The organism is Rathayibacter sp. VKM Ac-2760 (genome assembly GCF_009834185.1).
Lineage (GTDB): Bacteria > Actinomycetota > Actinomycetes > Actinomycetales > Microbacteriaceae > Rathayibacter.
On sequence record NZ_CP047173.1, the window covers coordinates 1,303,784 to 1,327,363 of the forward strand.

A 23,580-nucleotide genomic window follows, 5' to 3' on the forward strand; every position below is an offset into this window, starting at 1 on the left:
CGTGCGCCGCACGATCGTCGTCGTGAATCCGAACACCTCCGTCACGACGACCCGGCTCCTGGTGGCCGTCGCCCGCGATGCGGTGCGCGGCGAGGACGTCCGGATCGTGGGGGAGACGGCGGCGGAGGGGCCGTCGATCATCACCACCCCCGCAGCGCTCGCGGCCGCGGCGGGGCAGGTCGTCGCCGCGGCGGGGCGTGCCGTGCTGCTGCACGCGCCGGACGCGATCGTCGTCGCCGCGTTCGGCGACCCGGGTGCGGCCGGAGCGGCCGAGTCCACGGGACTGCCGGTCGTCGGGATCGGAGCGGCGGCCGTGCGCGCCGCGAGTGCGCAGGGCCGCCGGTTCGCCATCGCAACGACGACGGGTCGGCTCGAGCCGGTGCTCCGGGCGCTGGTCGCGGACACGGTCGGACTCGGCGCCTACGCGGGTTGCTTCCTCACGGCGTCGCCGGCGGAGGAGCTCGACGACCCGGAGCGGCTGCACCGCGAGCTGCGCGTCGCGGTGCTGCGGGCGCGGTCGGCCGGGGCGGAGGCGGTGATCATCGGCGGCGGCCCGCTGAGCGCGGCGGCCGAGCGGCTGACGGCGGAGTTCGCCGGGACGCTGCCGGTCGTGGAGCCGATCCGCGCGGCGGTGGCGGAGGCGCTCGCCGCGACGGAGCGGGTCGAGGCGCTTCCCGCCTGAGGTCGCGGCTCCGGGAACGACGAAGGCGCGGGAGTCCGGGACTCCCGCGCCTTCGCGTGGTGCTGAGGGGGTGCGCTCAGGGAGCGACGCGGTCCGGAGCGATGCGGCCCGCGAGCATCGCCTCGAGCGCGGTGTCGTCGCGGCGGGTCCGCGAGCGGCCCAGCGCGACGTCGGCCACGAGGACCGCGACGGCCGCGAGGCCGAGCGCGAGGATCCAGATCAGCCCGCCGTCCCAGGGCAGACCGGCCCAGGTCAGCGCGACCCAGACGACCGCGGCGACGACGCCGCCGAGGGCGGGGATCAGCATCGACCCGTGCAGGTGCCGGTGCGGCAGCCCGTAGCGGGCGGCGAGGCCCAGCAGGACCCCGCCGAGCGTGACGAAGAGGAGCTCCACGACGAGACCGTCCGGGAGGGGCTAGGCGACGAAGCCGACGCGGCGCGACTCCTCGGAGCCGACCTCGACGAAGGCGATGGTCTCGGTGGGGACGATGTAGATCTTGCCCTTCTCGTCGCGCAGGCGGAGGACCTTGGCGCCCGCCTCGAGCGCGGTGGTCACCGTCTTCTCGACCTCGGCCACGGACAGCGAGGACTCGAAGTTCAGCTCGCGCGGGGTGTTGACGATTCCGATACGGATTTCCACCAGCAGTGCCTTTCGGGAGGGGACGTGGCTGTCAGGATACGGGACCGCACCCGGCCGCCGACGCCGGTTTCGCGCTGAGCGGACCCGGCTCCGCGGGTGCCGCGCAGGGGCGGGCGGGAGTGTCGGCGGTCTTCGTTAGCGTGGTCGCGTGAGCGCTCCTCGAACCCCGGCACCCGCCTCCGACGAGGCTCCCCCTCGCGACGGCTCGGCCGCCGAGGGGGTCGTCCTCGACGAGTCGCAGCGCGCCGTCCTCGCCCTGCCGGACGGGCGCAGCGCCGCCGTGCTCGGCGCGCCCGGCTCGGGCAAGACCGGCACGATCGTCGAGCTCGTCGCCGAGCGCGTGCTCCAGCGCGGCTACGCGCCCGAGTCGGTCGCCGTGCTCGCGGCCAGCCGCACCGCCGCCACCGAGCTGCGCGACGTGCTGGCGCTGCGCCTCGGCGTGCCCACGCGCGGGCCGCTGGCGCGCACCGCGACCTCGCTCGCGTTCGAGGCGGTGACCTCCGCGGCGAAGGAGCTGGGGATCGACCGGCCGACGCTCCTCACCGGCGGCGAGCAGGACGCCCTCCTCTCCGAGCTGCTCGAGGGGCACCTGGAGGAGGGCACCGGGCCGCGCTGGCCCGACGAGTTCAGCCCCGAGGTCCTGCGGCTGCGCACCTTCCGCACCGAGCTGCGCGAGTTCGGTATGCGGGCCACCGAGCACGGTCTCGACACCGCCGCGATCCGACGGCTCGCGGTCGACGGCGACCGGGGCGAGTGGTCGGCCGCGGCGGACGTGCTCGACGAGTTCCGCGAGGTCGTGGAGTGGATGTCGCCGGAGACGGGGCCGAAGCTCGACGCGGCCGAGTTCGCCGCGTTCGCGGCCGAGACCATCCGCGACGGCGGGGGCGGCGAGCGGATCCGGGCTCTGCGCCTCGTCGTCGTCGACGACATGCAGGAGGCGAGCGAGTCGACGGTCGTGCTGCTGCGGGCCCTCGCCGCCCGCGGGGTGACCGTGATCGCGTTCGGCGATCCGGATGTGGCGACGAGCGCCTACCGCGGCGCCGCCTCCGACACCCTGGGCCGCTTCGCGGCGGCCATCGGCGTGCGCGACGCCGAGACGCTCGTGCTCGGCCGGGTGCACCGCCACGGCGAGGCGCTGCGCGCGCTCGTCTCCGCGGCGACCCAGCGGATCGGCACGGCCGCGGCGGGCCGGCAGCGCGCCGCCCGGGCGCCGGCGGACGAGCCCGCCCCGGCCCCCCGTGCTCGTGCTGCACGCGCCGACGGCCGCGCGCGAGGCGGCGACGGTGGCGCGCCTGCTGCGGCGCCGCCTCCGCGACGGGGTGCCGTGGCGGCGGATGGCCGTGGTGGTGCGCTCGGGTGCCGCCGTGCAGCCGCTCGTGAAGGCGCTCGCCGTGTCCGAGGTGCCCGTGCGCTCGGTGCTGGCCGGCCGCGCGCTCCGGGACGACCACGCCGCCCGGGCGCTGCTCGTGCTGGTCGGCGTCGCGGTCGGCGAGCGGCCGCTCGACGCGGCGCTCGCCGCCGAGCTGCTGCTCGGGCCCTTCGGCGGCGTCGACCGCCTCGGGCTGCGGCGGCTCCGGCTGGCCCTCCGCGCGGAGGAGCTCGCCGGCGGCGGCATCCGTGCGAGCGATCCGCTGCTCGTCGAGGCGCTCGAGGCGCCCGGCCGCTTCGCGACGATCGACTCCGGCCCGGCCCGGCAGGCCGAGCGGCTCGCCGTCACGATCGATCGCGTCCGCCGGCTGCACGCCGAGCAGGGCTCGATCGAGGAGCTGCTCTGGTCGGCCTGGGAGTCGAGCCGCGTCGCCTCCTCCTGGCGCGAGGTCGCGCTCGGCACGGGCCTCACGGCGGCCGAGGCGAACCGCAATCTCGACGGCGTCGTCGCGCTCTTCAGCGCGGCACGACGCTTCGTCGAGCGGGCGCCGGGGCACTCGGCCGTCGGCTTCGTCACCGAGATCCTCGAGGCCGAGGTGCCGGAGGACACCCTCGCGCCGCGCTCGGTCGAGGACGCGGTGCTGATCGGCACGCCGTCCTCCGTCGTCGGCCTCGAGTTCGACGTGGTGGTCGTCGCCCGCCTGCAGGACGGCGTCTGGCCGAACCTGCGGCAGCGCGGCTCGCTGCTCGACCCGGACGGGCTGATCCGGCACGCGCGCGGCGAGGGCGACCTGCCACTCGACGCGCGGAAGGCCACCCTCGACGACGAGCTGCGGATGTTCGCGCTCGCCGCCTCGCGGGCCCGGCGCCAGCTCGTGCTCAGCGCGGTCGCCGGCGAGGACGAGACGCCCTCCCTCTTCTTCCGGCTCAGTCCGCCCGACGCGCCGCGGCTGGACGCGGCGTCGGCGGTGCCGCTGACCCTGCGCGGCGCGGTCGCGGGGCTGCGGCGCACCGCGACGACGCCGAACTCGCTCGAGGCGCCCGCCGCGATCCGCGGGCTCCGCGCGCTCGCGCTGGCCGAGGTGCCGGGTGCCGACCCCGCGTCCTGGTACGGCGTCCTCGAGCCCTCCACCACCGAGCCGCTCTTCGACCTCGACGATCCGGAGCGGCCGGTCTCGGTCTCGCCGAGCCGGCTCGAGGCGTTCGAGCGCTCGCCGCTCGACTGGTTCGTCGACGCCGTGTCCGGCTCGACCACGAGCACCGCGATGGGGGTCGGCACCCTCGTGCACTGGGTGCTCGAGAACGCGGCGAGCACCGAGCCCGAGGCGCTCTGGGCCGAGCTGGAGTCGCGCTGGCCCGAGCTGGTCTTCGAGTCGCCGTGGCTCGGCGATCGGCAGAAGCGGGTGACCCGGCGGCTGATCGAGGGGCTCGCCGGCTACCTCGCCGACTTCGAGCGCGGCGGCGGGGCGGTGCTCGGGCGCGAGCAGCAGTTCGAGATCGACGTGCCGCCGGCGCGGATCCGCGGCTCGATCGACCGGGTCGAGCGCGCGCCCGACGGCTCGGTCGTCATCGTCGACCTCAAGACCGGCCGCAGCACCCCGCGGCAGGCCGACATCGCCGAGCACGCGCAGCTCGGCAGCTACCAGCTCGCGGTCGCGAGCGGCGCGATCGAGGCGGCCGGCGCGGACGAGGGCGGCGGCGCGAAGCTGCTCTTCGTCGCGAAGGGCGTCCGCGGCAAGCTCTACCGCGAGGTGGTCCAGCCCCGCTTCGGCGAGGAGGAGCTCGAGGTGCTCCGCGAGCGGGTCCGCGCCGCCGCCCGGGGGATGGCCGCGGCCGGCTTCTCGGGCCTGCTCGATGCGGTCCCCTTCTCTCCGGGTGACGCGCTGCGCTACCGGATCCACGCCGTGCCCGAGGTGTCGGGCGACGGCCTGCTGGCACTCGACGCGGTCGAGGCGGACGAGGAGGACGGGGCCGCCGACGAGGCCGCTGCCGGCCCCGACCCGGCGGCCGCCGCCGCCGCCGACGACCCCACTCCCGCCGCCGACCCCGAGGACGGACCCCGACCGTGATCGACGCCCTGGCCATCGCCGCCGCCCTCGACCTGCGTCCGCCGACCGCGGAGCAGCGCGCCGTCATCGAGGCGCCGCTCGCTCCCGCCCTCGTCGTCGCCGGCGCCGGCAGCGGCAAGACCGAGACGATGGCGAACCGCGTGCTCTGGCTGCTCGCCAACGGCCTCGCCGCGCCGTCCGAGGTGCTCGGCCTCACCTTCACCCGCAAGGCCGCCGCCGAGCTCGGCGAGCGGATCGGCCGTCGGATCGACCAGCTCGGCGCGGCGGGCCTGCTTCCGCTGCGCGAGGGGCAGTCCGAGCCGGACCCGTTCGAGGCCGCGACCGTCTCGACCTACAACGCCTTCGCCAACACGATCTTCCGCGACAACGCCGCCCTGATCGGCCGCGAGGGCGACGCGACCGTCCTCTCGGAGGCGTCGGCCTGGCACCTCGCCCGCGGCGTCGTCGCCGACACCGCCGACCCGCGCATCCTCGAGGTCGAGGCGAGCATCGACCGTCTCACCGACCTCGTGGTCTCGCTCGCGCACGACCTGGCGGACAATCTCGCCGACCCGGCCGAGGTGGCGGGTTTCGCCGAGGAGTTCCTCCGTCTCGGCGAGCTGCCGCGCGGCTCGAGCGGCAGCGGGATGTACCGGGATCTGGAGAAGGCGCTGCAGGCTGTCGGCGCGCTGCCCGTTCTCACCGCGCTCGCGGAGCGCTTCCAGGAGGCGAAGGCGGAGCGCGGCTTCGTGGAGTTCTCGGACCAGGTGGCGCTCGCGCTGCGGATCACCGAGCGCGTGCCGCGGATCGTCGACGAGCACCGCGCCCGCTACCGGGTCGTCCTGCTCGACGAGTACCAGGACACCTCGGTGCTGCAGACCCGCCTGCTCGCCCGGCTGTTCGCCGAGCAGGGCGTGATGGCCGTCGGCGATCCGCACCAGTCGATCTACGGCTGGCGCGGGGCGAGTGCCGAGGGCCTCGGCCGCTTCGCGCTCGACTTCGGCTCGGCGGCCCGCTTCTCGCTCTCCACCAGCTGGCGGAACGGGCACGGGGTGCTCGCCGCGGCCAACGCCGTCGTCGCCCCGCTCACCGCGGGCAGCGCCGTGCCGGTCGACCGGCTCGCGGCGGGGCCGGGCGCGAGCGACCACGCCGTCGAGCTGACCTTCCCCGAGACCATCGACGACGAGGCCGACGACGTCGCCCGCTGGTTCGCCGGTCACCTCGGCGAGAGCGCCGAGCTCGGGGAGCAGCCGCCGTCGGCCGCCGCGCTGTTCCGCGTCCGCGCGCACATGGACCGCTTCGCCGCCGCCCTCTCGCGGCACGGCGTCCGCTACCACATCCTCGGGATCGGCGGCCTGCTCCGCCAGCCCGAGATCGCCGATCTCGTCGCCGCGCTCACGGTGGTGGAGGATCCCGCCGCCGGCAGCGAGCTCGTCCGGCTGCTCTCCGGCGCGCGCTGGCGCCTCGGCGTCCGCGATCTGCGCGCCCTGCGCGACCTCGCCTCCTGGCTGGCCTCGCGCGACCACGCGCACCGGCTGCTGCCGGAGGAGGTGCGCGAGCGGATGCGCGCCTCCGTCACCGAGGGCGAGGGCGGCTCGATCATCGAGGCGCTCGACTTCGTCGCCTCGCGCCGCCCCGGCGAGGACGGGCGGATCGACCACTCCGCCCTCTCCCCCTTCAGCGACGAGGGCCTGCGCCGGCTGCACGAGGCGGGCACCCTCTTCGCCCGGTTGCGCGCTCGGGCGGGACTCGACCTGCTCGACTTCGTCACGCTCGTCGAGCAGGAGCTCGGTCTCGACATCGAGGTCGAGGCCAACGAGTCGCGCAGCGACGGCCGCGCGAACCTCGAGGCGTTCCGCGAGGCGGTGGCCGGCTACCTGCAGACCGACGACCGCGGCGCGGGCACCGGCTCGTCGCTGCGCGGCTTCCTCCGCTGGCTCGTCCTCGCCGACAAGCGCGACGGCCTCGCACCCCGCCCGGAGGACCCGGAGCCGGGCACCGTCCAGCTGCTCACGATCCACGGCTCGAAGGGTCTGGAGTGGGACCTGGTCGCGGTGCCGCGGATGGTCGACGGCGAGCTGCCCGGCACCCCGGTCGAGGGCTTCCGCGGCTGGGTCCGGCTCGGCGCGATGCCGTACGCCTTCCGCGGCGACGCGGCCGAGCTGCCCGATCTGGCCTGGCGCGGCTGCGCGACGCAGAAGGAGGTCGTCGACGCGATCGCCGACTTCGGCGACACCCTGCGCGAGCGCAACGAGTCGGAGGAGCGCCGGCTCGCCTACGTCGCCGTCACCCGCGCTCGGCACCACCTGCTGCTCAGCGGCTCCTGGTGGGCCGGGCAGGCGAAGCCCCGCGGTCCCGGCGTCTTCCTCCGCGATCTCGCCGAGGCGGGCACACTGCCGGAGCTCCCGGTCGAGCCGTCGAACCCGGAGAATCCGCTGGAGCAGGCCCCGCGCACCTTCCGCTGGCCGCACGACCCGCTCGGCGCGCGCGGCGACCGGGTGCGCGCGGCGGCCGAGCGCGTGCTCGTGGCGGAGCCGGCGCTGCTCGGTGCCCGCGGAGCCGACATCCGGCTGCTGCTGGCCGAGCGGGCCGTGCGCCTCTCGGGGGGTGAGCGGGTCGGCCTGCCCACCCGCATCCCGGCCTCGCGCTTCAAGGACATCGTCAGCACCCCGGCCGAGGTGACCGCGCAGCTGCGGCGGCCGATGCCCGAGCGGCCCTATCGGCAGACCCGCCTCGGCACGACCTTCCACTCCTGGGTGGAGAACCGCTTCGGCATCCAGGGCGAGGCCGAGGCGGTCGACACCTTCCCGGACGAGTTCGACGACGCCGGCTCCGACTCCGCGGCCGGAGCCGAGCAGGAGCAGCTCGCCCGCCTGATCGAGACCTTCGAGCGCTCGGAGTGGGCCGGCCGACGCCCCGAGGCGGTCGAGATCGAGATCCACCTGCAGCTCGCCGGGCACGTCGTCGTCTGCAAGCTCGACGCGGTCTACCCGACCGAGGAGGGCCACCAGATCGTCGACTGGAAGACCGGCCGCGCCCCGAAGGACGCGGCCGACCTCGAGCTCAAGCAGTTCCAGCTCGCGCTGTACCGCCTCGCCTACTCGCGCTGGAAGGGTGTGCCGCTCGAGAGCGTCGACGCGGTGTTCTACTTCGTCGCCGACGACCTCGTGCTGCGGCCCGAGCGCTTCTACTCGGAGCGCGAGCTGTCGGAGGCGCTCTCCTCGGCCACGGGGGCGAGCCCGCGGCCGTGAGCGGAGGAGCCGGTCCGCGCGCCCGGCGTGCGGTTGAGCAGCTCCTCGACCTCGGAGATCTCGAGCACCGGGCCGGTGTCGGTCGACAGCGGCGCCGAGAGGTCGCCGAGCACGCTGTCGACCAGGAGGTCGAGCATCCCGACCGCGTCGTCGACGATCGCCGAGTCGTCGCTCTCGGTGCCGTGCAGCAGCCAGCGGGCGAGCTCGAGCTCGGCGTAGAGCTGGGCGCGCTGGCGGATCGTCCGGTCGACGGCTCCCGCCCGCATCCGCGAGTACGCCGCGAACGCGGTCCCGGCGCCGGGCGCGCTGAGCAGCCAGTGCAGATCGCGCGCCGGGTCGCCGACGCGCAGCGCCGCCCAGCCGAGTACCGCGCCGACGCTGTCGCCGGAGCGGAGGAAGGAGTCGGAGGTCATCGAGCCGTTCACGACCGTCGGGTCGAACTGCCAGAGCGCCTCGTCGGACGAGGCCGACTCCCAGCGCGCCACGAGCGCGGCCGGCACGTGGCCGGTGTCGGCGGCGCGCTCGATCACGGCGACCGACTCGTTGACGCTGTCGCGGGCGGAGGCGACCGGCAGTCCCGCCTCCTGCACGAACGACGCCGGCAGCGAGTGGATCGCCCCGATCGCGCGGCCGACCGAGTCGGCCAGGCCGCTCGACGCCGCGACGTCGTCGATCAGGACCCGCTCGCCCTCGAGGTACGGGTAGACGACCCCGCGGGTGCCATCGAACGGCGTCTGCCCGATGCTCTCCTGCAGATCGAACGGCAGGCGGCTCCGGATGCCGGCGGTGAGCGCGCGCAGGGCGACCAGGTCGCCGAGCTGCTCCTGCTCGGCCAGCGGCGAGGTGGGCACGCGCACCACGAGCCGGGCGCCGTCGCGGGTGGTGAGCAGCGCGGAGTCGAAGTCGCCGTGCGTCGAGTGCGTGAATTCGCGCGTGGTCCGGACGTCGAGGCCCTCGACGGCCGAGGTGGCCAGCGCGGCTAGAGTGAGAGGGGATCTGGCCATGCTCACCAGGGTAGGTCGCCGGGCGCCCGACCGGCCCGTCGCCACGCGCTGACCGGCCGATGCCGTCGAGGAGCCGTGCTCCTCCCGGCCGCCGCCCGGCCCGCCACCTCCTCGGCCCCGCACCGGCCGCCCCACCGGCACCGCTTCGAAATGAGCCCGCATGACCACGTCCTTCTCCGACCGCCTCCCGCTCGCCCGGCAGGCCGTCGACCGCGACTACCTCGCCCGCGCGCGCCCCGAGCTCTTCGACGAGCTCGTCGCCGACGAGGCGACCCGCGTCCTCCTGCTGCACGGCGACAAGGCTCTCGTCTCGGGCGAGCGCCTCGCCCTGCGCCGCAGCGCGGACGTGCCGGCCGGCGCCCTCCGCCTCTACCTCGGCCGCACCACGGCCGACGCCGAGGGCGAGCCCGCGGGCACCCCGGTCGTCGCCGCCGTGCTCACCGACGAGCAGGCGAGCGCCCTCGAGCCGGACGACTCCGCGTGGGGCGCCCTGCGCACGCTCGCCGAGCACCTCAGCGACCGCGACGCCGGCCTCTTCACCGAGGCGCTCGCGATGGTCAACTGGCACGCCTCGCACGGCTTCTCACCGCGCAACGGCGAGGCGACCGTCATCGAGCAGGGCGGCTGGGTCCGCCGCTCGCCCGCGGACGGCAGCCAGGTTTTCCCGCGCACCGATCCCGCGATCATCGTCTGCGTCCTCGACGCCGACGACCGCCTCCTCCTCGGCTCGAACGCGATGTGGGGCACCGGCCGCTTCTCGCTGCTGGCCGGCTTCGTCGAGCCGGGGGAGTCGCTCGAGGCGGCCGTCGTCCGCGAGATCTTCGAGGAGTCCGGGATGCGCGTCGTCGACCCGCAGTACCTCGGCTCGCAGCCGTGGCCCTTCCCCGCCTCGCTGATGGTCGGCTTCACCGCGCGCCTCGCCGCCGACCAGGCCCCCGCCGACCTGGTGCCGGACGGCGAGGAGATCGTCGCCCTGCGCTGGTTCACCCGCCAGCAGCTGCACGACTCGCTCGAGTCGGTGCTGCTGCCCGGCCGCTCCTCGATCGCCCGCGCCATGATCGAGGACTGGTACGGGGGAGCGCTCGAGAACGGCCCCATCGTCGCGTGACCCTCCTCGACGGGCTCGACGAGGGGCAGCGCGAGGCGGCGGAGGCGCTGCTCGGCCCGGTCTGCATCATGGCGGGCGCGGGCACCGGCAAGACCCGCACCATCACCCACCGGATCGCGCACGGCGTCGCGACCGGCGTCTACACGCCCGCCCGGGTGATGGCGCTCACCTTCACCAGCCGCTCGGCCGCCGAGCTGCGCTCCCGGCTGCGCGTGCTGGGTGCGGGCGGCGTCATGGCCCGGACGTTCCACGCCGCCGCGCTCTCGCAGCTCGGCTTCTTCTGGCCGCAGCTGGTCGGCGGCACCATGCCGCAGCTGCTCGACGGCAAGGCGCGCCTGCTCGGTCACGCGGCGGAGCGGCTCCGGCTGAAGCTGGACACCGCGACGCTGCGCGACCTCTCCGCCGAGATCGAGTGGCGGAAGGTCTCCGCGCTCTCGCTCGAGCAGTACGCCGTGGCCGCGCGCACCCGGGCGCTGCCCGGCCGGCTGACGCTCGAGCAGACCGTCGCGCTGGTGGACGAGTACGAGGGGCTCAAGGACCAGCGCCGGCAGATCGACTTCGAGGACGTGCTGCTGGTCACCGCCGGCATGCTCGAGTCCGAGCCGGCGATGGCGATGCAGGTCCGCGAGCAGTACCGCTTCTTCGTCGTCGACGAGTACCAGGACGTCAACCCGCTGCAGCAGCGCCTGCTCGAGCTCTGGCTCGGCGACCGCAGCGACCTCTGCGTGGTGGGTGACGCGAGCCAGACCATCTACTCCTTCGCCGGTGCCCGCGCCGACTACCTGCTCGACTTCGGGTCGCGCTGGCCGGCCGCGACGGTGGTCCGGCTCGAGGAGAACTACCGCTCGGCCCCGCCGATCGTGCAGACCGCCAACCGGCTGATGCGCGGGCGTCCCGGTGCCCTCGTGCTGCACTCCGTCGCCGGTGCCCCCGAGGCGGCGCCGACCCCGGAGCCCGCGATCGACGCCTACCCCGACGACGTCGCCGAGGCCCGGGGAGTGGCCGCGCGCGTCGCCGCCGACATCGAGGCGGGCGTGCGCCCCTCCGCCATCGCGATCCTCTTCCGCACCAACTCGCAGTCCGCGATCCTCGAGCGCGCGCTGCACGAGCGCGGCGTCGCGGCGCACCTGCGCGGCGGCAAGCGCTTCTTCGACCTGCCCGAGGTGAAGCAGGCGGTGATGCAGCTGCGCGCGGCGTCCGTCTCCATCTCCGGCGAGCCGCTGTTCAAATCGGTCAGCGATGTGCTGCGCTCGCTCGGCTGGAGCGCCGAGCCGCCCTCGGCTCCGGGCGCCGTGCGCGAGCGCTGGGAGTCGCTGGACACCCTCGCCCGCCTCGTCGACGAGGCGCCGGCCGGCTGGAGCTTCAAGCAGTTCACCGACGACCTGCTCGCGCGTCAGCAGGTGCACCACGAGCCTGATCGCGCGGCCGTGACGCTCGCCACCTTCCACTCCGCGAAGGGCCTCGAGTGGGAGTCGGTGCACCTGATGGGGCTGACCGAGGGGCTCCTGCCCATCTCCTACGCGAGCGGCCTCGAGGCGATCGACGAGGAGCGGCGGCTGCTCTACGTGGGCATCACCCGCGCTCGCCGGCTCCTGCGGCTGTCCTGGTCGCAGTCGACGGTCGGCCGCGTCACGCGACGGGAGCCGTCGCGGTTCCTCGCAGAGATCGGCACGCGCACTCGGGGTGCGGCTCCAGCCGGAGCTCGCTGAACGCACCGGAGGCGTCGGAGTAGGTCCGGACGCCGTCGCGCAGCCCGGTCCAGCCCGCGTGCAGCCGCCGGAGGGCCGCGTCGGCCGCCGCGACGGCCACCGTCGCGCTCGCGAGCGGCGTGCGGGTGGACGCGGTCGCGCCGAGCACCTGGATCACCAGTCGCGGCCAGTCCGGATCGAGGTCGATCCGGTCGCGGTCGGCGCAGTGCAGGCACGGGCCGGTCCCGGGTTCGACCAGCGGCCCGATCCGCACCGCCTCGTCGCCGAAGACCACCGCGAGGTGCGGCACGTCGCTCGACAGCCAGTGCGCGGCGCGCGCCGGTGCCACGGCGAAGTCGGCGATCAGCACCGCGAGCCCGGGCAGACCCTCGTCGCCGACCAGCTCGCAGCCCTCGCCGCGGAGCAGGCTGCGCAGCGCGTCAGCCGCGGAGCCGGTGCCCTCGACCACCACCCGCGGGGCGGCGGGCGGACCGGGGTCGATGCTCCGCACGAGCACCGGGCGCAGCGCCGCGAGCACCTCGTCCACGCGGGAGTCGGAGGCACCGGCGCGCGTCGCGATCAGCCGCGCCGTCCCCGCGCTCGTGCCGGCGCGCAGGGCGTCCAGCAGCAGCTCCTCCGCGTAGCCGACCCCGTCGAGCAGCGCGCGGGGGTGGTCGAGCCCGAACTGCACCGTCGTCGCGGAGCGCCAGAGGAGGGGGAGACGGGGATCGAGCTGCAGGACCATCGGGCGATCATGGCCGAGAGCGGGCCGGGTCCGCGGGAGTTGTCCACAGGGGCGGACGACTCCCGCGGAGCCGGCTCAGACCGGGCGGTCGCCGGTGGGGGCGGGGCCGTCCTCGGCGGGACCGTCGCCGTTCGTGCGCTCGCCTGGAGCGCCGTCGGCCGCAGTGTCTCCGTCGGCGGAGGGCGTCGACCCGTTCAGCAGCTCCTCGAGCGCGAGGTCCATCTCGTCCGGCTCCGGCGTCTCCCCGCGGGCCTCGGCGCTGAGCCGCGCCACGAGGGCCGTCGGGTCGTCCAGATCGTCCGACCCGGGCAGCACGTCGGGGTGCGACCAGAGCGCGTCGCGCGCCTCCGGACCCACGGCGTCCGTGACGGCCTGCCACATCGCGGCGGCCTCGCGGAGGCGGCGCGGCCGCAGCTCGAGGCCGACCAGCGTCGCGAAGGCCGACTCGGCCGGTCCGCCCGAGGCGCGGCGCCGCCGCACCGTCTCGGCGATCGCGACGGCGCTCGGCAGCCGGGTGGTGGCCGCGGCCGTGACGACGTCGACCCAGCCCTCGATCAGCGCGAGCATCGTCTCGAGGCGGCCGTGCGCGGCGAGCTGCTCCTCCGTCTTCGGCGGGATCAGCGCGCCCGAGGTCATCGCGTCGCGCAGCTCCTCCGGATTCGAGGGGTCGAAGTTCTCGGCCAGCTCCTCGAGGCGGGTGGTGTCGATCGTGATCCCGCGGGCGAAGTCGGTGATCTGCGAGATCAGCGCGAGCCGCACCCACTTGCCGTGCCGGAACAGCCGCGCGTGCGCGAGCTCGCGCACCGCGAGGTAGATCTGCACCTGGTCGACGGGGATGTCGAGGCCGTCGCCGAAGGCCGCGACGTTCTGCGGCAGGATCGCCGCGTCGTTCTCCTCGAGCAGCGGGATGCCGATGTCGCCGCCCGAGACGACCTCCGCGGCGAGCTGGCCCACCACCTGGCCGAGCTGGAGGGCGAACAGCGTGCCGCCGATGCCGCGCATCATGTCCTCGGCGCCGGCGATCATCGCCTTCATCTCCTCCGGAGCCTGGTCGCGCATCACGCCGGTGAGCGCGTCGGAGATGCTGAGCGCGACCGGCTCGGCGAGCTGCGTCCAGACCGGCATCGTCAGGCTGATCCACTCCAGCCTGCTGATCGTGCGCGGCGGACGGCTCAGCTCGGAGACGTAGGCGACCTCGTCGAGCCAGAGCGCCGCGACGCCGAAGGCGCCGTCGAGCGGGGCGCGGACGGCGTCGGTCACCGGGACCGACTCGGCGCGCGCCAGCTGCTTCGCCTGCTCGAGCGCGAGCGACCAGTTGATCCCGCCGCCCGACTGCTGCATCGCGCTCTGCAGCTGCGAGAGCAGGTTCTGCAGCGCGACCGGGTCGTTCGGCAGCCCCGCGGCTCCCGCGAGCTGGCTCGGATCGATGGGGCCGTTCCCGGAGAGGAACTGCCGGAGCATGTCGCGGAACTCGTCCTCCGAGCCGCCGCCCGGTCGGTCCGCGTTGTCGCCTTCGGCCATTCGGAGAGCCCTCTCTCGTCGGGTGGAGCCGGCCTTCTGGCCGCCCGGAACGAGCGACGGATCATGACACGACTCCCAGTCGTGCAAGCTACGTTAGCCCGAGCGTCCGGGGCCACGACGTGAAGTCGACCGCCCGGCCCCGACCCGCTTCCGCCCGCCGCGAACACGCCGGCGCCGCCGCCCCGCACGTCCTCAGAAAGGCCCCCGTGTCGCTGTTCTCCGTCGATCCGCGCCCCTCCTCCTCGCGCGGCCGGCGCGCCTGGGTCGGGCCGACGGTCCTCTTCTCCGGAGTCGCCCTCGTGGTCGGCCTCGGCGTGACGCCGGCCCCGTACGTGATCGAGCAGCCGGGCCCCGTCTTCGACACCCTCGGCACGAGCGGTGAGGACGTGCCGCTGATCTCCATCCCCGACGAGACGACCTACCCGACCGAGGGCACGCTCGACATGCTGACCGTCTCCGTCGTCGGCAACCCGCAGAGCCTGCCGACCTGGATCGAGGTCGCGAGCGCCTGGTTCGACCGCACCAAGGCCGTCGTCCCCGTCGCGCAGATCTTCCCGCCGTCCTCCACGGTCGAGGAGCGCGACCAGGCCAACCAGGCCGAGATGACCGACTCGCAGCAGGAGGCGATCGCCGCGGCGCTCACCGAGCTCGGCTACCCGATCGGGCAGCGCGTCTCGGTCGCGCAGGTGCCCGAGGGCTCGCCCGCCGACGGCGCGCTCGAGACCGGCGACGAGATCCTCGCCGTCGCGGGGACGCCCGTCTCCGACGTCGCCGCCCTCCGCGCCGCGGTGCAGGCCTCGGGCACGCAGGCGCCCGTCACCCTGACCGTCGAGCGCGGCGGCGCGCAGGAGGACGTGCAGGTCACCCCGGTCGACAACGACGGCTCCGCCGTGATCGGCATCGTCGCCGGAGCGGCCTTCGACTTCCCGTTCGAGGTCGACATCCGGCTCGACGACGTCGGCGGGCCGAGCGCCGGGATGATGTTCGCGCTCGGGATCATCGACAAGCTCACCGAGGGCGCGCTCAACGGCGGCGCGTCCGTCGCCGGCACCGGCACCATCGACGCCGCGGGCGAGGTCGGCGCGATCGGCGGCATCCGGCAGAAGATGTTCGGCGCGCTCGACGCCGGCGCGCAGTACTTCCTCGCGCCCGCCGGCAACTGCAACGAGGTCGTCGGCCACGTGCCCGACGGCCTCCAGGTCTTCAGCGTCGCGACCCTCGACGACGCGCTCGCCGCCCTCGCGGGCATCGACGCGGGCGACACCGACGCCCTGCCCACCTGCGACGGCGCGACCCCCATCAACTGACGCCGGCGGGTCTCGATGCGCCCCTGCGGGGCTGCTCGACCAGCAGGGGCCCGCGTCCGTCCGGGACCCTCTTGCTGATCGAGTAGCCCGCGGAGCGGGCGTATCGAGATCCACCGACACCAGGAGGACCGTCCACCGGACCGCCCTGTCCGCTCAGGGCGGAGCCGCGCCCCCGCTCCCTGAGGGCGACGCTCAGGTCCCCTCCGTGGTCGTCGCCTACCATGGGAGCCCTCCCGTCACATCTCTACAGCAAGAGGCTTATCCGTGAGTTCTGCAGCAACCGAAGCCCCGCCGCGCAAGAGACGGAGCGTTCTCGCCGTCACCGTGGTGGTGGTCGCCGTTCTGGTGGTGGCGTTCTTCGTCTTCGCCGGTCTCTACACCGACATCCTCTGGTACGACCAGCTCGGCTTCCTCTCGGTGCTCACGACGCAGTGGTTCGCCGCGGGCGGCCTCTTCGCCGTCGGCTTCGTCGCGATGGCCGTCCCGGTCTTCATCAGCCTGACCCTGGCGTACCGGCTGCGCCCGGTCTACGCGAAGCTGAACTCGCAGATCGACCGCTACCAGCAGGTCGTCGAGCCGCTGCGCCGCCTCGCGACCTTCGGCATCCCGGCCGTCCTCGGCCTCTTCGCCGGCGTCTCCTCGTCCACGCGCTGGCAGACGAGCCTGACCTTCTGGAACCGCACGCCCTCGGGCGACGTCGACCCGCTGTTCGGCCTCGACACGTCCTTCTACCTCTTCGAGCTGCCCTTCTACCAGAGCATCGTCGGGTTCGCCTCGGCCGTCCTCATCATCTCGGCGCTCGCCACCCTGGCCACCGGCTACCTCTACGGTGCGATCCGGATCAACGGCCGCGAGGTGCGGATCTCGAAGTCCTCGCGCATCCAGCTCGCGATCATCGCCGCGCTCTACCTCCTCGTGCAGGCGGTCAGCCTCTGGCTCGACCAGTACGCGACCCTCAGCCGCCAGGGCCCCCGGATCACCGGAGCGACCTACGCCTCCGTGAACGCGACGATCCCCGGACTGCAGATCCTCGCCGCGATCTCCGCGCTGATCGCCGTGCTCTTCATCGTCACGGCCTTCATCGGCCGCTGGCGCCTGCCCGTCATCGGCACGGCGCTCCTCATCGTCGCGAGCCTGCTCGTCGGCTCGCTCTACCCGTGGGTCGTGCAGAAGTTCCAGGTCGACCCGAACGAGCGCGAGCTCGAGTCGACGTACATCCAGGACAACATCGACATGACCCGGCAGGCCTACGGCGTCTCGGACGTCGAGGTCATCCCGTACGACGCGACGACGGACGCCGAGCCGGGCGCGCTGCGCTCCGACGCGGAGACCACGGCGAACATCCGCATCCTCGACCCCGCGGTCGTCACCGACGCGTTCTCGCAGCTGCAGCAGTTCCGCCAGTACTACTCCTTCGGCGACCAGCAGAACGCGCTCGACGTCGACCGCTACTCGATCGACGGCTCCACGCAGGACGCCGTGGTCGGCGTCCGCGAGCTCAACCTCAACGGCCTCGGCACGAACCAGACCTGGTACAACCAGACGCTCGTCTACACCCACGGCTACGGCCTGGTCGCCGCCTACGGCAACCAGCGCTCGGCCGACGGCGAGCCCGTCTTCATCGAGTCCGGCGTCCCGACGACCGGTGACCTCGGTGACTACGAGCCGCGGATCTACTTCGGCGAGAACTCGCCCGGCTACTCGATCGTCGGCGGCGACGACGACCGCAACATCGAGCTCGACTACCCGTCGGGCACCGAGGGCGAGCAGCAGACGTACACGACCTTCGACGGCAACGGCGGCCCCTCGCTGGACAACGTCTTCAAGAAGCTCGTCTACGCGATCAAGTTCCAGTCCGAGCAGATCTTCCTCTCGGACGGCGTGAACGATCAGTCGCAGATCCTCTACGACCGCGACCCCGTGCAGCGCGTGCAGAAGGTCGCCCCGTACCTGACCCTCGACTCGGACGCCTACCCGACCGTCGTCGACGGCCGCGTGGTCTGGGTGGTCGACGGCTACACCACCTCCGCGGACTACCCGTACTCGGAGGTGCAGAGCCTCTCGCAGGCGATCGCCGACACCAACACCCAGCAGCAGTTCCCGACCGACGACGTGAACTACATCCGCAACTCGGTCAAGGCGACGGTCGACGCCTACGACGGCAGCGTCACGCTCTACGCCTGGGACACCGAGGACCCGATCCTGCAGACCTGGCAGAAGATCTTCCCGAGCACCGTCGAGCCCATCAGCGCGATGTCCGGCGAGCTCCTCAGCCACGTCCGCTACCCGGAGGACCTCTTCAAGGTCCAGCGCGCCGTGCTCGGCACCTACCACGTCACCGACGCCGGCTCGTTCTACTCCCGCGAGGCCGCCTGGTCGACGCCCAACGACCCGACCAGCGGCGGCACGACCACCGCACCGGTCACCGGCGACACCCTGCAGCCGCCGTACTACCTGACGCTGCAGACGCCCGACGTCGAGACGCCGTCCTACTCGCTGTACTCAACGTACATCCCGGCGAGCACACCCGGCAGCCAGGCGAGCCGCAACGTGCTCACCGGCTACCTGGTCGCCGACTCGGACGCGGGGTCGACGGAGGGTGCGATCGCCGACGGCTACGGCACGCTCCGGCTGCTCGAGCTGCCGAGCGACGACACGGTGCCCGGCCCCGGCCAGGTGCAGAACGCGTTCAACACCGACCCGACGGTCGCGAACCAGCTCGCACTGCTGCAGCGCGGTGACACCAACGTCACCCGCGGCAACCTGCTCACCCTCCCGGTCGGCGGCGGACTGCTCTACGTGCAGCCGATCTACGTCAGCTCGAACGGCGACACGAGCTTCCCGCTCCTGCAGAAGGTGCTGGTCGCGTTCGGTGACGACATCGCCTTCGAGGACACCCTCGACGCCGCCCTCGACAGCCTCTTCGGCGGCGACTCGGGAGCGGATGCGGGCGACACCGGTACGGTCGTCACTCCGACCCCGACGCCGACCGACACGGCGGACCCGGGAACGGACACCGGCACGGGCGACACGGGCACCGGTGGCACGACTCCGACGGGTGACCAGACCGAGCTGCAGGCCGCGCTGAGCGACGCCAGCACTGCTCTCGCGGCTCGCGAGACCGCGCTGCGGGCCGGCGACCTGACCGCCTTCGCGGCGGCCGACGAGCAGCTCACCGAGGCGCTCCAGCGGGCGCTGGCGGCCGAGGGGCAGCAGTAGGCCGATGGTCCAGGTCGATCGAGGCGAGCACCTGCGCTCAGGTCAGTGGCTCGATCCGAACCGGGAGTACTGGGAGGGGCGTGCCGGCGACGGCGCGCCCCTTCGGGCGTTCGGCTCGGCGGTGCCGGCCGGGGCGCGGGTCCTGCGCCTGCAGTGCGGTGCCGGGGAGGACGCGCTCCTGCTGGCCGAGCGGGGGGAGGACGTCATCGGCGTCGATTTCTCGATGCCGGCGATCCGGCTCGCCCGGCAGGCGGCGACGGAGCGCGGACTCGCCGAGCGCACCCGCTTCGTCTGCGCGAACGTCTACGAGCTGCGGCACATGCTGCCCGAGCCCGACGCCTTCGATGCCGTCGTGACGACCCTGGATGCGGTCGCCTGGCTCCCCGACCTCGGGGAGTGGGCGCGCATCGTCGAGTGGTTCGTCGCACCGGGTGGAACCGCGGTGATCGGCGCGCAGGCGGGTCCGCGCATCGACGATCCGGCGGTGCACACCTGGAAGCGATCGGCGGAAGACGTCGCGGACGCTCTTCGGGCGACCGGTCTCGAGGTCGCCGCGGGTGCTCTCGACGGCGTCGCGTGGACGGCGACGAAGCTCGTCTGAGCCGCTCGACACGGCACTGCCTGCTCCGGATGCCCGTTCGATTTGCATCGCTCCTGAACCGCGTGTAGTGTCTCTTCTTGTGCCGCGGGGTGGAGCAGTTCGGTAGCTCGCTGGGCTCATAACCCAGAGGTCGTAGGTTCAAATCCTGCCCCCGCAACAAGAAGACGGAAGCCGGTCGCGAAAGCGGCCGGCTTTCGTCGTTAACGGCCCTCTGTGCCGGCCCTCTGTGCCGACCCTAGGAGGCGGCGTCGATGACGCTCAGCACGTTGTCGGAGGGATCGCGGAACCAGGCGATCGTCGGGCCCCGCCCGCGCATCACGCCGTTCTCGTCGGTCGGCATCTCGCTGTCGGAGTAGATCTTCGTGACCACTCCCGACTCGTTCAGCGCCGCGACCGCCGCGTCGACGTCCTCGACCGCGAAGTTCAGGATCGTGAACTCCGCCGGCACGTGGCTCGGCTTCGGATACGCGATCGCGCTCCCGCCACCCGGCAGGGCGATGTCGAGGATCCCCATGGCGTTGATCGACACCTCCAGCCCGAGCACGTCACCGTAGAACGCCCTCGCCGCCTCCACGTCCCGCACACTGAACCCGCTGAAGGCCCGCTCGCTCCGGATCATGACCCCACTCCTGTCCGCGCAGCGCCGTCGCCACGTCTCGCGCGCGACGCTACTCCGCCCACCCGCCGGTCGAATAGCCGCGCAGCCGCGCAGTCGTGGCCTCCGGCGCCTGCGGATCTCGAGACGCCCGCTCCGCGGGCCATTCGATCAGCAGGACGGGCTCGCTCGGCGCGTTGCGTGATCAGCAGGACGGTCCCGCTCAGCGGGCCGCCCTGCCTGCTGGTCGAGTAGCCCGCAGGGCGTATCGAGACCCACGACCGCCGAACCTGCGGCGACTCGTCACGCCGACCTCGCATCGTCCATGTCGGCGCGCAGTCGTGACGGGTGGATCTCGATACGCCCGCTGCGCGGGCTACTCGATCAGCAAGGAGCGCTCGCTGCGCGGGCTACTCGATCAGCAGAGAGCGCCAGCCGTGTGGGCTGCTGGATCAGCAGGGAGCGCCCGCTGCGTGGGCCCCTCCATCAGCAGGGAGCGCCCGCTGCGCGGGCGTTCGCTCAGCACGATGCGGAGTGCCTGCAGCTGCCTGCTGGTCGAGCAGCCCGCAGGGCGTCTCGAGACCCACGACTGCCCGAGTCGGTCGGTGTGTCGGGCCGGGCCGCACGCTATCCTCGACCGGGATGCGAAGGGTGCTGGTGTGACGGACGAACAGGTGGACGAGACCGCAGGAGCGACCCGGGACGGGTCCGCGAGCGGAGAGGTCCACCCGACCCGGCGCAGCCGCCGGGTCGCCGAGTCGGCCGCGCAGGCGCCACGAGTCGCTCCCCGCACCCGGCCGGTCCCCACGGCGCCCGTCGCCGTGAAGACCCCCGTCCTCGCGACCGTGCCGCCCGTCCGCCGCCGCCCCGGCCGCGCCCTGCGCGCCACGGTCAGCACCGTGGCCGTCGCCGCGATCGCCGGCATGGTCGCCGTCATGGCGCTGCCCGCCTACTCGTTCGACCCGGCGCCCGACTCGCAGGCCGCGATCGAGGCCGCCGCCCGCATCCAGGCGCTCGGCAACCAGAAGCTCACCGTCGCGTCCACCGCCGTGCAGGAGCAGGTCATCCGCGACTCCTTCACCGCGCCGACGCAGGAGCAGCTCGACGAGGCCGCCGCCCAGGCCCGCGCCCTCGCCGCCGCCGCCGAGAAGGCCGCCGCCGATGCCGCGGCAGCGGCCGCCGCCGCCGCCGAGGAGGCCGCGAACACCGCCGCCGGCACCTCCTCCGGCTCCACCGCCGCGAGCCGCTCGGCCGGCTCGAGCACCTCCGTCACCCCGCGCGAGGAGGGCGACGACTACCCCTGGCGCGACGCGCTCACCGACGACCAGGGCGGCGGGCTCTCGCCGCTGCGCTACTACTACCGCGAGTGCGTCGACTTCGTCGCCTGGCGCCTCAACCGCGATCAGGGCTCGACCGGCGCGCCGTTCAAGTGGACCTGGGGCAACCTGACCCCCGGCGGCGGCAGTGCCTACGCCTGGGCCGGCCAGTGGGCCTCGCACGGCTGGGAGACGAGCAGCACCCCCGTTCCCGGCAGCGTCGCCTGGTTCAACGGCAACCACGTCGCCTACGTCCAGTCGGTGAACGCCGACGGCACGGTCTCGCTCGAGGAGTACAACTGGGGCAACGACCACGCGTACCACACGCGCACGGTCGCCGCCTCGAGCGTCCCGCTCTTCCTCTACCCGCCGAGCTGATGCCGGCCCAGCGCAGAGCGGCGGCCCGCAAGGCCGCTGCACCCGTCGGCGGCTCCGTCGGCTTCGGCGTCGCCCAGTTCGCCCCGACCGCGGACCGCGACGCGAATCTGGCGACCATCCACCGCCTCGCCGCCGTGGCAGCGGGGCGCGGCGCGAGCCTCGTGGTGCTCCCGGAGTACAGCTCCTTCTTCGTCGATCCGCTCGGCCCCGAGCTCGTGGCCGCGGGGGAGGCGCTCGACGGCGAGTTCGTGCATGGCCTGGGCGCGATCGCCGGCGAGCTGGGCGTCCATCTCGTCGCGGGCATGGTCGAGTCCGTCGACGACGGCCGCCGCATCGCGAACACGCTCGTCGCCGTCGATCCGGCGGGCACCGTCGTCGCCAGCTACCGCAAGCTGCACCTCTACGACGCGTTCGGCCAGACCGAGTCGGACTGGGTCGCTCCCGGCGAGATCGGCGTGCCGCAGACGTTCCAGGTCGGCGGCCTCGTCGTCGGCCTGCAGACCTGCTACGACCTCCGCTTCCCCGAGGTGACCCGCTGGCTCGTCGACGCGGGCGCCGACGTCGTCGCCGCTCCCGCCGAGTGGGTGCGCGGCCCGCTCAAGGAGGCGCACTGGCGCACCCTCGTCACGGCCCGGGCCCTGGAGAACACGATCTACCTGGTCGCGGCCGGCCAGACCCCGCCGATCGGCGTGGGCACCAGCATGATCGTCGACCCGATGGGCGTCGAGCTCGTGACGCTCGGCGAGGTGGAGGACGTGGCCGTCGCCTGGCTCTCGCAGGAGCGGATCGCCGCCGCCCGCGAGAAGAACCCCGCGCTCGCGCTCCGGCGCTTCGAGGTCCGTCCCGTGCGGGCCGGCCGCCGGTCAGCCGCGGCGCGCGAGTCCCGCTAGCCGCTCGGCGGCGCTGTCGAGCACCTCGAAGCGCTTGCAGAACGCGAACCGGAGGAGCGAGCGGTACGGCGCCGCGTCGGCCGCGGTGCAGAACGCCGACACCGGCACCGCCACCACTCCCGCGAGCTCCGGCAGGGCGCGGCAGAGGGCGACCCCGTCCGCGTAGCCGAGCGGGGCCGCGTCGGCGACGACGAAGTACGAGCCCGCCGACGGCGACACGGCGAAGCCCGCCGCGGCGAGACCCGCCGAGAGGATGTCGCGCTTGCGCTCCAGCGTCGCGGCGATCCCGCTGAAGAAGGAGTCGCCGAGGCCGAGCCCCACGGCGACCGCGCCCTGGAACGGCGAGCCGCTCACGTAGGTGAGGAACTGCTTCACCGCGAGCACCGCCGTGATCAGCTCGCGCGGCCCGGAGATCCAGCCGATCTTCCAGCCGGTGGTGCTGAAGGTCTTGCCGGCCGACGAGACGGTGAGCGTGCGCTCCCGGGCGCCCGGCAGCGTCGCGATCGGCACGTGCGGGCCGTCGAAGCGCAGGTGCTCGTAGACCTCGTCGGTGACGATCAGCGCGTCGTGCCGGTGGGCGAGGCGGACGATCAGCTCGCGGGTCTCGGCCGGCAGGACCGAGCCCGTCGGATTGTGCGGGTCGTTGACCAGGATGACGCGCGTCCGGTCGGTGACGGCTGCCTCCAGCTCGTCGTGGTCGACCGTGAAGGCGGGGCCGCGCAGCGGGACCGTGCGGTGCCTGCCGCCGGCCAGCGCGATGAGGGCGCCGTAGGCGTCGTAGTGCGGAGTGAAGGTGACGACCTCGTCGCCTGGCTCGAGGAGCGCGAGCAGCGTCGCCGCGAGGGCCTCCGTGGCGCCGGTGGTGACCAGCACCTCGCCGTCCGGGTCGACCTCGAGACCGTAGAAGCGGCGCTGGTGCACGGAGACCGCCTCGCGCAGCACCGGGAAGCCGGGGCCCGGCGGGTACTGGTTGAGACCCGCCGAGATGGCCGCTCGCGCCGCCTCGAGCACCTCGGCCGGGCCGTCCTCGTCCGGGAAGCCCTGGCCGAGGTTGATCGCGCCGGTCCGCGCGGCGAGTGCGCTCATCTCGCTGAAGACGGTGGCGGCGACCTCGCCGCTCGGGCCGAGAAGGCCGGCGCCGGCGGCGGCGCGGGTCCAGGATCCGGGGATGCTCACCCGCTCAGTCTGGCGGCTGCGCCCCGCTCCCGCGCACCGAGGA

17 protein-coding genes, 1 tRNA gene and 1 pseudogene are annotated in these 23,580 nt (G+C 74.0%); 12 read left to right on the plus strand and 7 right to left on the minus strand.

Annotation, left to right across the window (positions count from 1 at the left end; all coding sequences use genetic code 11):
• The first annotated feature begins 1 nt into the window (after position 1).
• Entirely contained in the window at positions 2–682 is a 681-nt protein-coding gene (locus tag GSU72_RS05805) for an aspartate/glutamate racemase family protein (protein ID WP_208545158.1), read from the plus strand.
• Positions 683–758: 76 nt separating this feature from the next.
• Here GSU72_RS05805 and GSU72_RS05810 read toward each other — a convergent pair whose 3' ends face one another.
• Together GSU72_RS05810 and GSU72_RS05815 are read right to left on the minus strand one after the other, a co-directional pair.
• Complete coding sequence (locus GSU72_RS05810; protein WP_159984196.1) at positions 759–1,076, minus strand: hypothetical protein; 318 nt, start codon at positions 1,074–1,076, stop codon at positions 759–761.
• A 21-nt stretch (positions 1,077–1,097) separates the two neighbouring features.
• Complete coding sequence (locus tag GSU72_RS05815) at positions 1,098–1,322, minus strand: DUF3107 domain-containing protein (protein WP_123447586.1); 225 nt, start codon at positions 1,320–1,322, stop codon at positions 1,098–1,100.
• 280 nt (positions 1,323–1,602) lie between these two features.
• On the opposite strand from GSU72_RS05815, the pseudogene GSU72_RS21500 reads away from it, so the two are divergent.
• The 3 genes and pseudogenes from GSU72_RS21500 to GSU72_RS05825 form a co-directional block, all read left to right on the plus strand.
• Positions 1,603–2,328 (plus strand): annotated as a pseudogene (locus GSU72_RS21500) (UvrD-helicase domain-containing protein); the annotation flags it as partial.
• 232 nt (positions 2,329–2,560) lie between these two features.
• On the plus strand, positions 2,561–4,759 hold the full coding sequence (locus GSU72_RS05820) for a UrvD/REP family ATP-dependent DNA helicase (RefSeq protein WP_244255998.1): 2,199 nt from the start codon (positions 2,561–2,563) through the stop codon (positions 4,757–4,759).
• On the plus strand, positions 4,756–7,989 hold the full coding sequence (locus GSU72_RS05825) for an ATP-dependent DNA helicase (RefSeq protein WP_159984197.1): 3,234 nt from the start codon (positions 4,756–4,758) through the stop codon (positions 7,987–7,989). Before GSU72_RS05820 ends, GSU72_RS05825 begins: the two co-directional genes overlap by 4 nt.
• Here GSU72_RS05825 and GSU72_RS05830 read toward each other — a convergent pair.
• The gene (locus tag GSU72_RS05830) at positions 7,926–8,993 is read right to left on the minus strand and encodes a phosphotransferase (RefSeq protein ID WP_159984198.1); all 1,068 of its coding nucleotides are present in this window, start codon (positions 8,991–8,993) and stop codon (positions 7,926–7,928) included. The two genes, GSU72_RS05825 and GSU72_RS05830, sit on opposite strands and share 64 nt — an antisense overlap.
• A 160-nt stretch (positions 8,994–9,153) precedes the next feature.
• Between GSU72_RS05830 and nudC the strand changes: the two genes are divergently transcribed.
• Both nudC and GSU72_RS05840 read left to right on the plus strand, forming a co-directional pair.
• Positions 9,154–10,101: an NAD(+) diphosphatase gene (gene nudC / locus GSU72_RS05835; protein WP_159984199.1), complete on the plus strand. Its 948-nt coding sequence runs from the start codon at positions 9,154–9,156 to the stop codon at positions 10,099–10,101.
• A complete protein-coding gene (locus GSU72_RS05840; protein ID WP_159984200.1) occupies positions 10,098–11,810 on the plus strand; it encodes an ATP-dependent helicase in 1,713 nt (570 codons plus the stop codon). Before nudC ends, GSU72_RS05840 begins: the two co-directional genes overlap by 4 nt.
• Here the strand turns inward: GSU72_RS05840 and GSU72_RS05845 are convergent.
• Both GSU72_RS05845 and GSU72_RS05850 read right to left on the minus strand, forming a co-directional pair.
• Complete coding sequence (locus GSU72_RS05845) at positions 11,731–12,534, minus strand: TOMM precursor leader peptide-binding protein (protein WP_159984201.1); 804 nt, start codon at positions 12,532–12,534, stop codon at positions 11,731–11,733. The two genes, GSU72_RS05840 and GSU72_RS05845, sit on opposite strands and share 80 nt — an antisense overlap.
• A 75-nt stretch (positions 12,535–12,609) precedes the next feature.
• Complete coding sequence (locus tag GSU72_RS05850) at positions 12,610–14,055, minus strand: zinc-dependent metalloprotease (RefSeq protein ID WP_159984202.1); 1,446 nt, start codon at positions 14,053–14,055, stop codon at positions 12,610–12,612.
• Positions 14,056–14,261: 206 nt separating this feature from the next.
• On the opposite strand from GSU72_RS05850, the gene GSU72_RS05855 reads away from it, so the two are divergent.
• From GSU72_RS05855 to GSU72_RS05870, 4 genes are all read left to right on the plus strand, one after another.
• Positions 14,262–15,362 (plus strand): PDZ domain-containing protein, encoded by a 1,101-nt coding sequence (locus tag GSU72_RS05855; RefSeq protein WP_159984203.1) that lies wholly within the window; start codon positions 14,262–14,264, stop codon positions 15,360–15,362.
• A 264-nt stretch (positions 15,363–15,626) separates the two neighbouring features.
• A complete protein-coding gene (locus tag GSU72_RS05860) occupies positions 15,627–18,581 on the plus strand; it encodes a UPF0182 family protein (protein WP_244255999.1) in 2,955 nt (984 codons plus the stop codon).
• A 4-nt stretch (positions 18,582–18,585) separates the two neighbouring features.
• Positions 18,586–19,182: a class I SAM-dependent methyltransferase gene (locus GSU72_RS05865; protein ID WP_159984204.1), complete on the plus strand. Its 597-nt coding sequence runs from the start codon at positions 18,586–18,588 to the stop codon at positions 19,180–19,182.
• Positions 19,183–19,265: 83 nt separating this feature from the next.
• A tRNA-Met gene (locus tag GSU72_RS05870) sits at positions 19,266–19,339 on the plus strand.
• A 78-nt stretch (positions 19,340–19,417) separates the two neighbouring features.
• Here the strand turns inward: GSU72_RS05870 and GSU72_RS05875 are convergent.
• Positions 19,418–19,801, minus strand: coding sequence for a VOC family protein (locus GSU72_RS05875; protein ID WP_159984205.1), 384 nt, complete (start codon positions 19,799–19,801; stop codon positions 19,418–19,420).
• A gap of 635 nt (positions 19,802–20,436) precedes the next feature.
• Here GSU72_RS05875 and GSU72_RS05880 point away from each other — a divergent pair.
• Both GSU72_RS05880 and GSU72_RS05885 read left to right on the plus strand, forming a co-directional pair.
• Positions 20,437–21,471: a CHAP domain-containing protein gene (locus tag GSU72_RS05880; RefSeq protein WP_159984206.1), complete on the plus strand. Its 1,035-nt coding sequence runs from the start codon at positions 20,437–20,439 to the stop codon at positions 21,469–21,471.
• Positions 21,471–22,361 carry a carbon-nitrogen hydrolase family protein gene (locus GSU72_RS05885; RefSeq protein WP_159984207.1) on the plus strand — a complete coding sequence of 297 codons (891 nt, stop codon included), beginning with the start codon at positions 21,471–21,473 and terminating at the stop codon, positions 22,359–22,361. Before GSU72_RS05880 ends, GSU72_RS05885 begins: the two co-directional genes overlap by 1 nt.
• Here GSU72_RS05885 and GSU72_RS05890 read toward each other — a convergent pair.
• On the minus strand, positions 22,335–23,537 hold the full coding sequence (locus GSU72_RS05890) for an aminotransferase class I/II-fold pyridoxal phosphate-dependent enzyme (RefSeq protein ID WP_159984208.1): 1,203 nt from the start codon (positions 23,535–23,537) through the stop codon (positions 22,335–22,337). The two genes, GSU72_RS05885 and GSU72_RS05890, sit on opposite strands and share 27 nt — an antisense overlap.
• Positions 23,538–23,580: the final 43 nt, after the last annotated feature.

Coding starts and splice junctions, on each gene's coding strand:
- GSU72_RS05830 (WP_159984198.1), bottom strand. CDS start 8,993: ATGGCCAGATCCCCTCTCACTCTAGCCGCGCTGGCCACCTCGGCCGTC.
- nudC (WP_159984199.1), top strand. CDS start 9,154: ATGACCACGTCCTTCTCCGACCGCCTCCCGCTCGCCCGGCAGGCCGTC.
- GSU72_RS05845 (WP_159984201.1), bottom strand. CDS start 12,534: ATGGTCCTGCAGCTCGATCCCCGTCTCCCCCTCCTCTGGCGCTCCGCG.
- GSU72_RS05850 (WP_159984202.1), bottom strand. CDS start 14,055: ATGGCCGAAGGCGACAACGCGGACCGACCGGGCGGCGGCTCGGAGGAC.
- GSU72_RS05865 (WP_159984204.1), top strand. CDS start 18,586: ATGGTCCAGGTCGATCGAGGCGAGCACCTGCGCTCAGGTCAGTGGCTC.
- GSU72_RS05875 (WP_159984205.1), bottom strand. CDS start 19,801: ATGATCCGGAGCGAGCGGGCCTTCAGCGGGTTCAGTGTGCGGGACGTG.
- GSU72_RS05885 (WP_159984207.1), top strand. CDS start 21,471: ATGCCGGCCCAGCGCAGAGCGGCGGCCCGCAAGGCCGCTGCACCCGTC.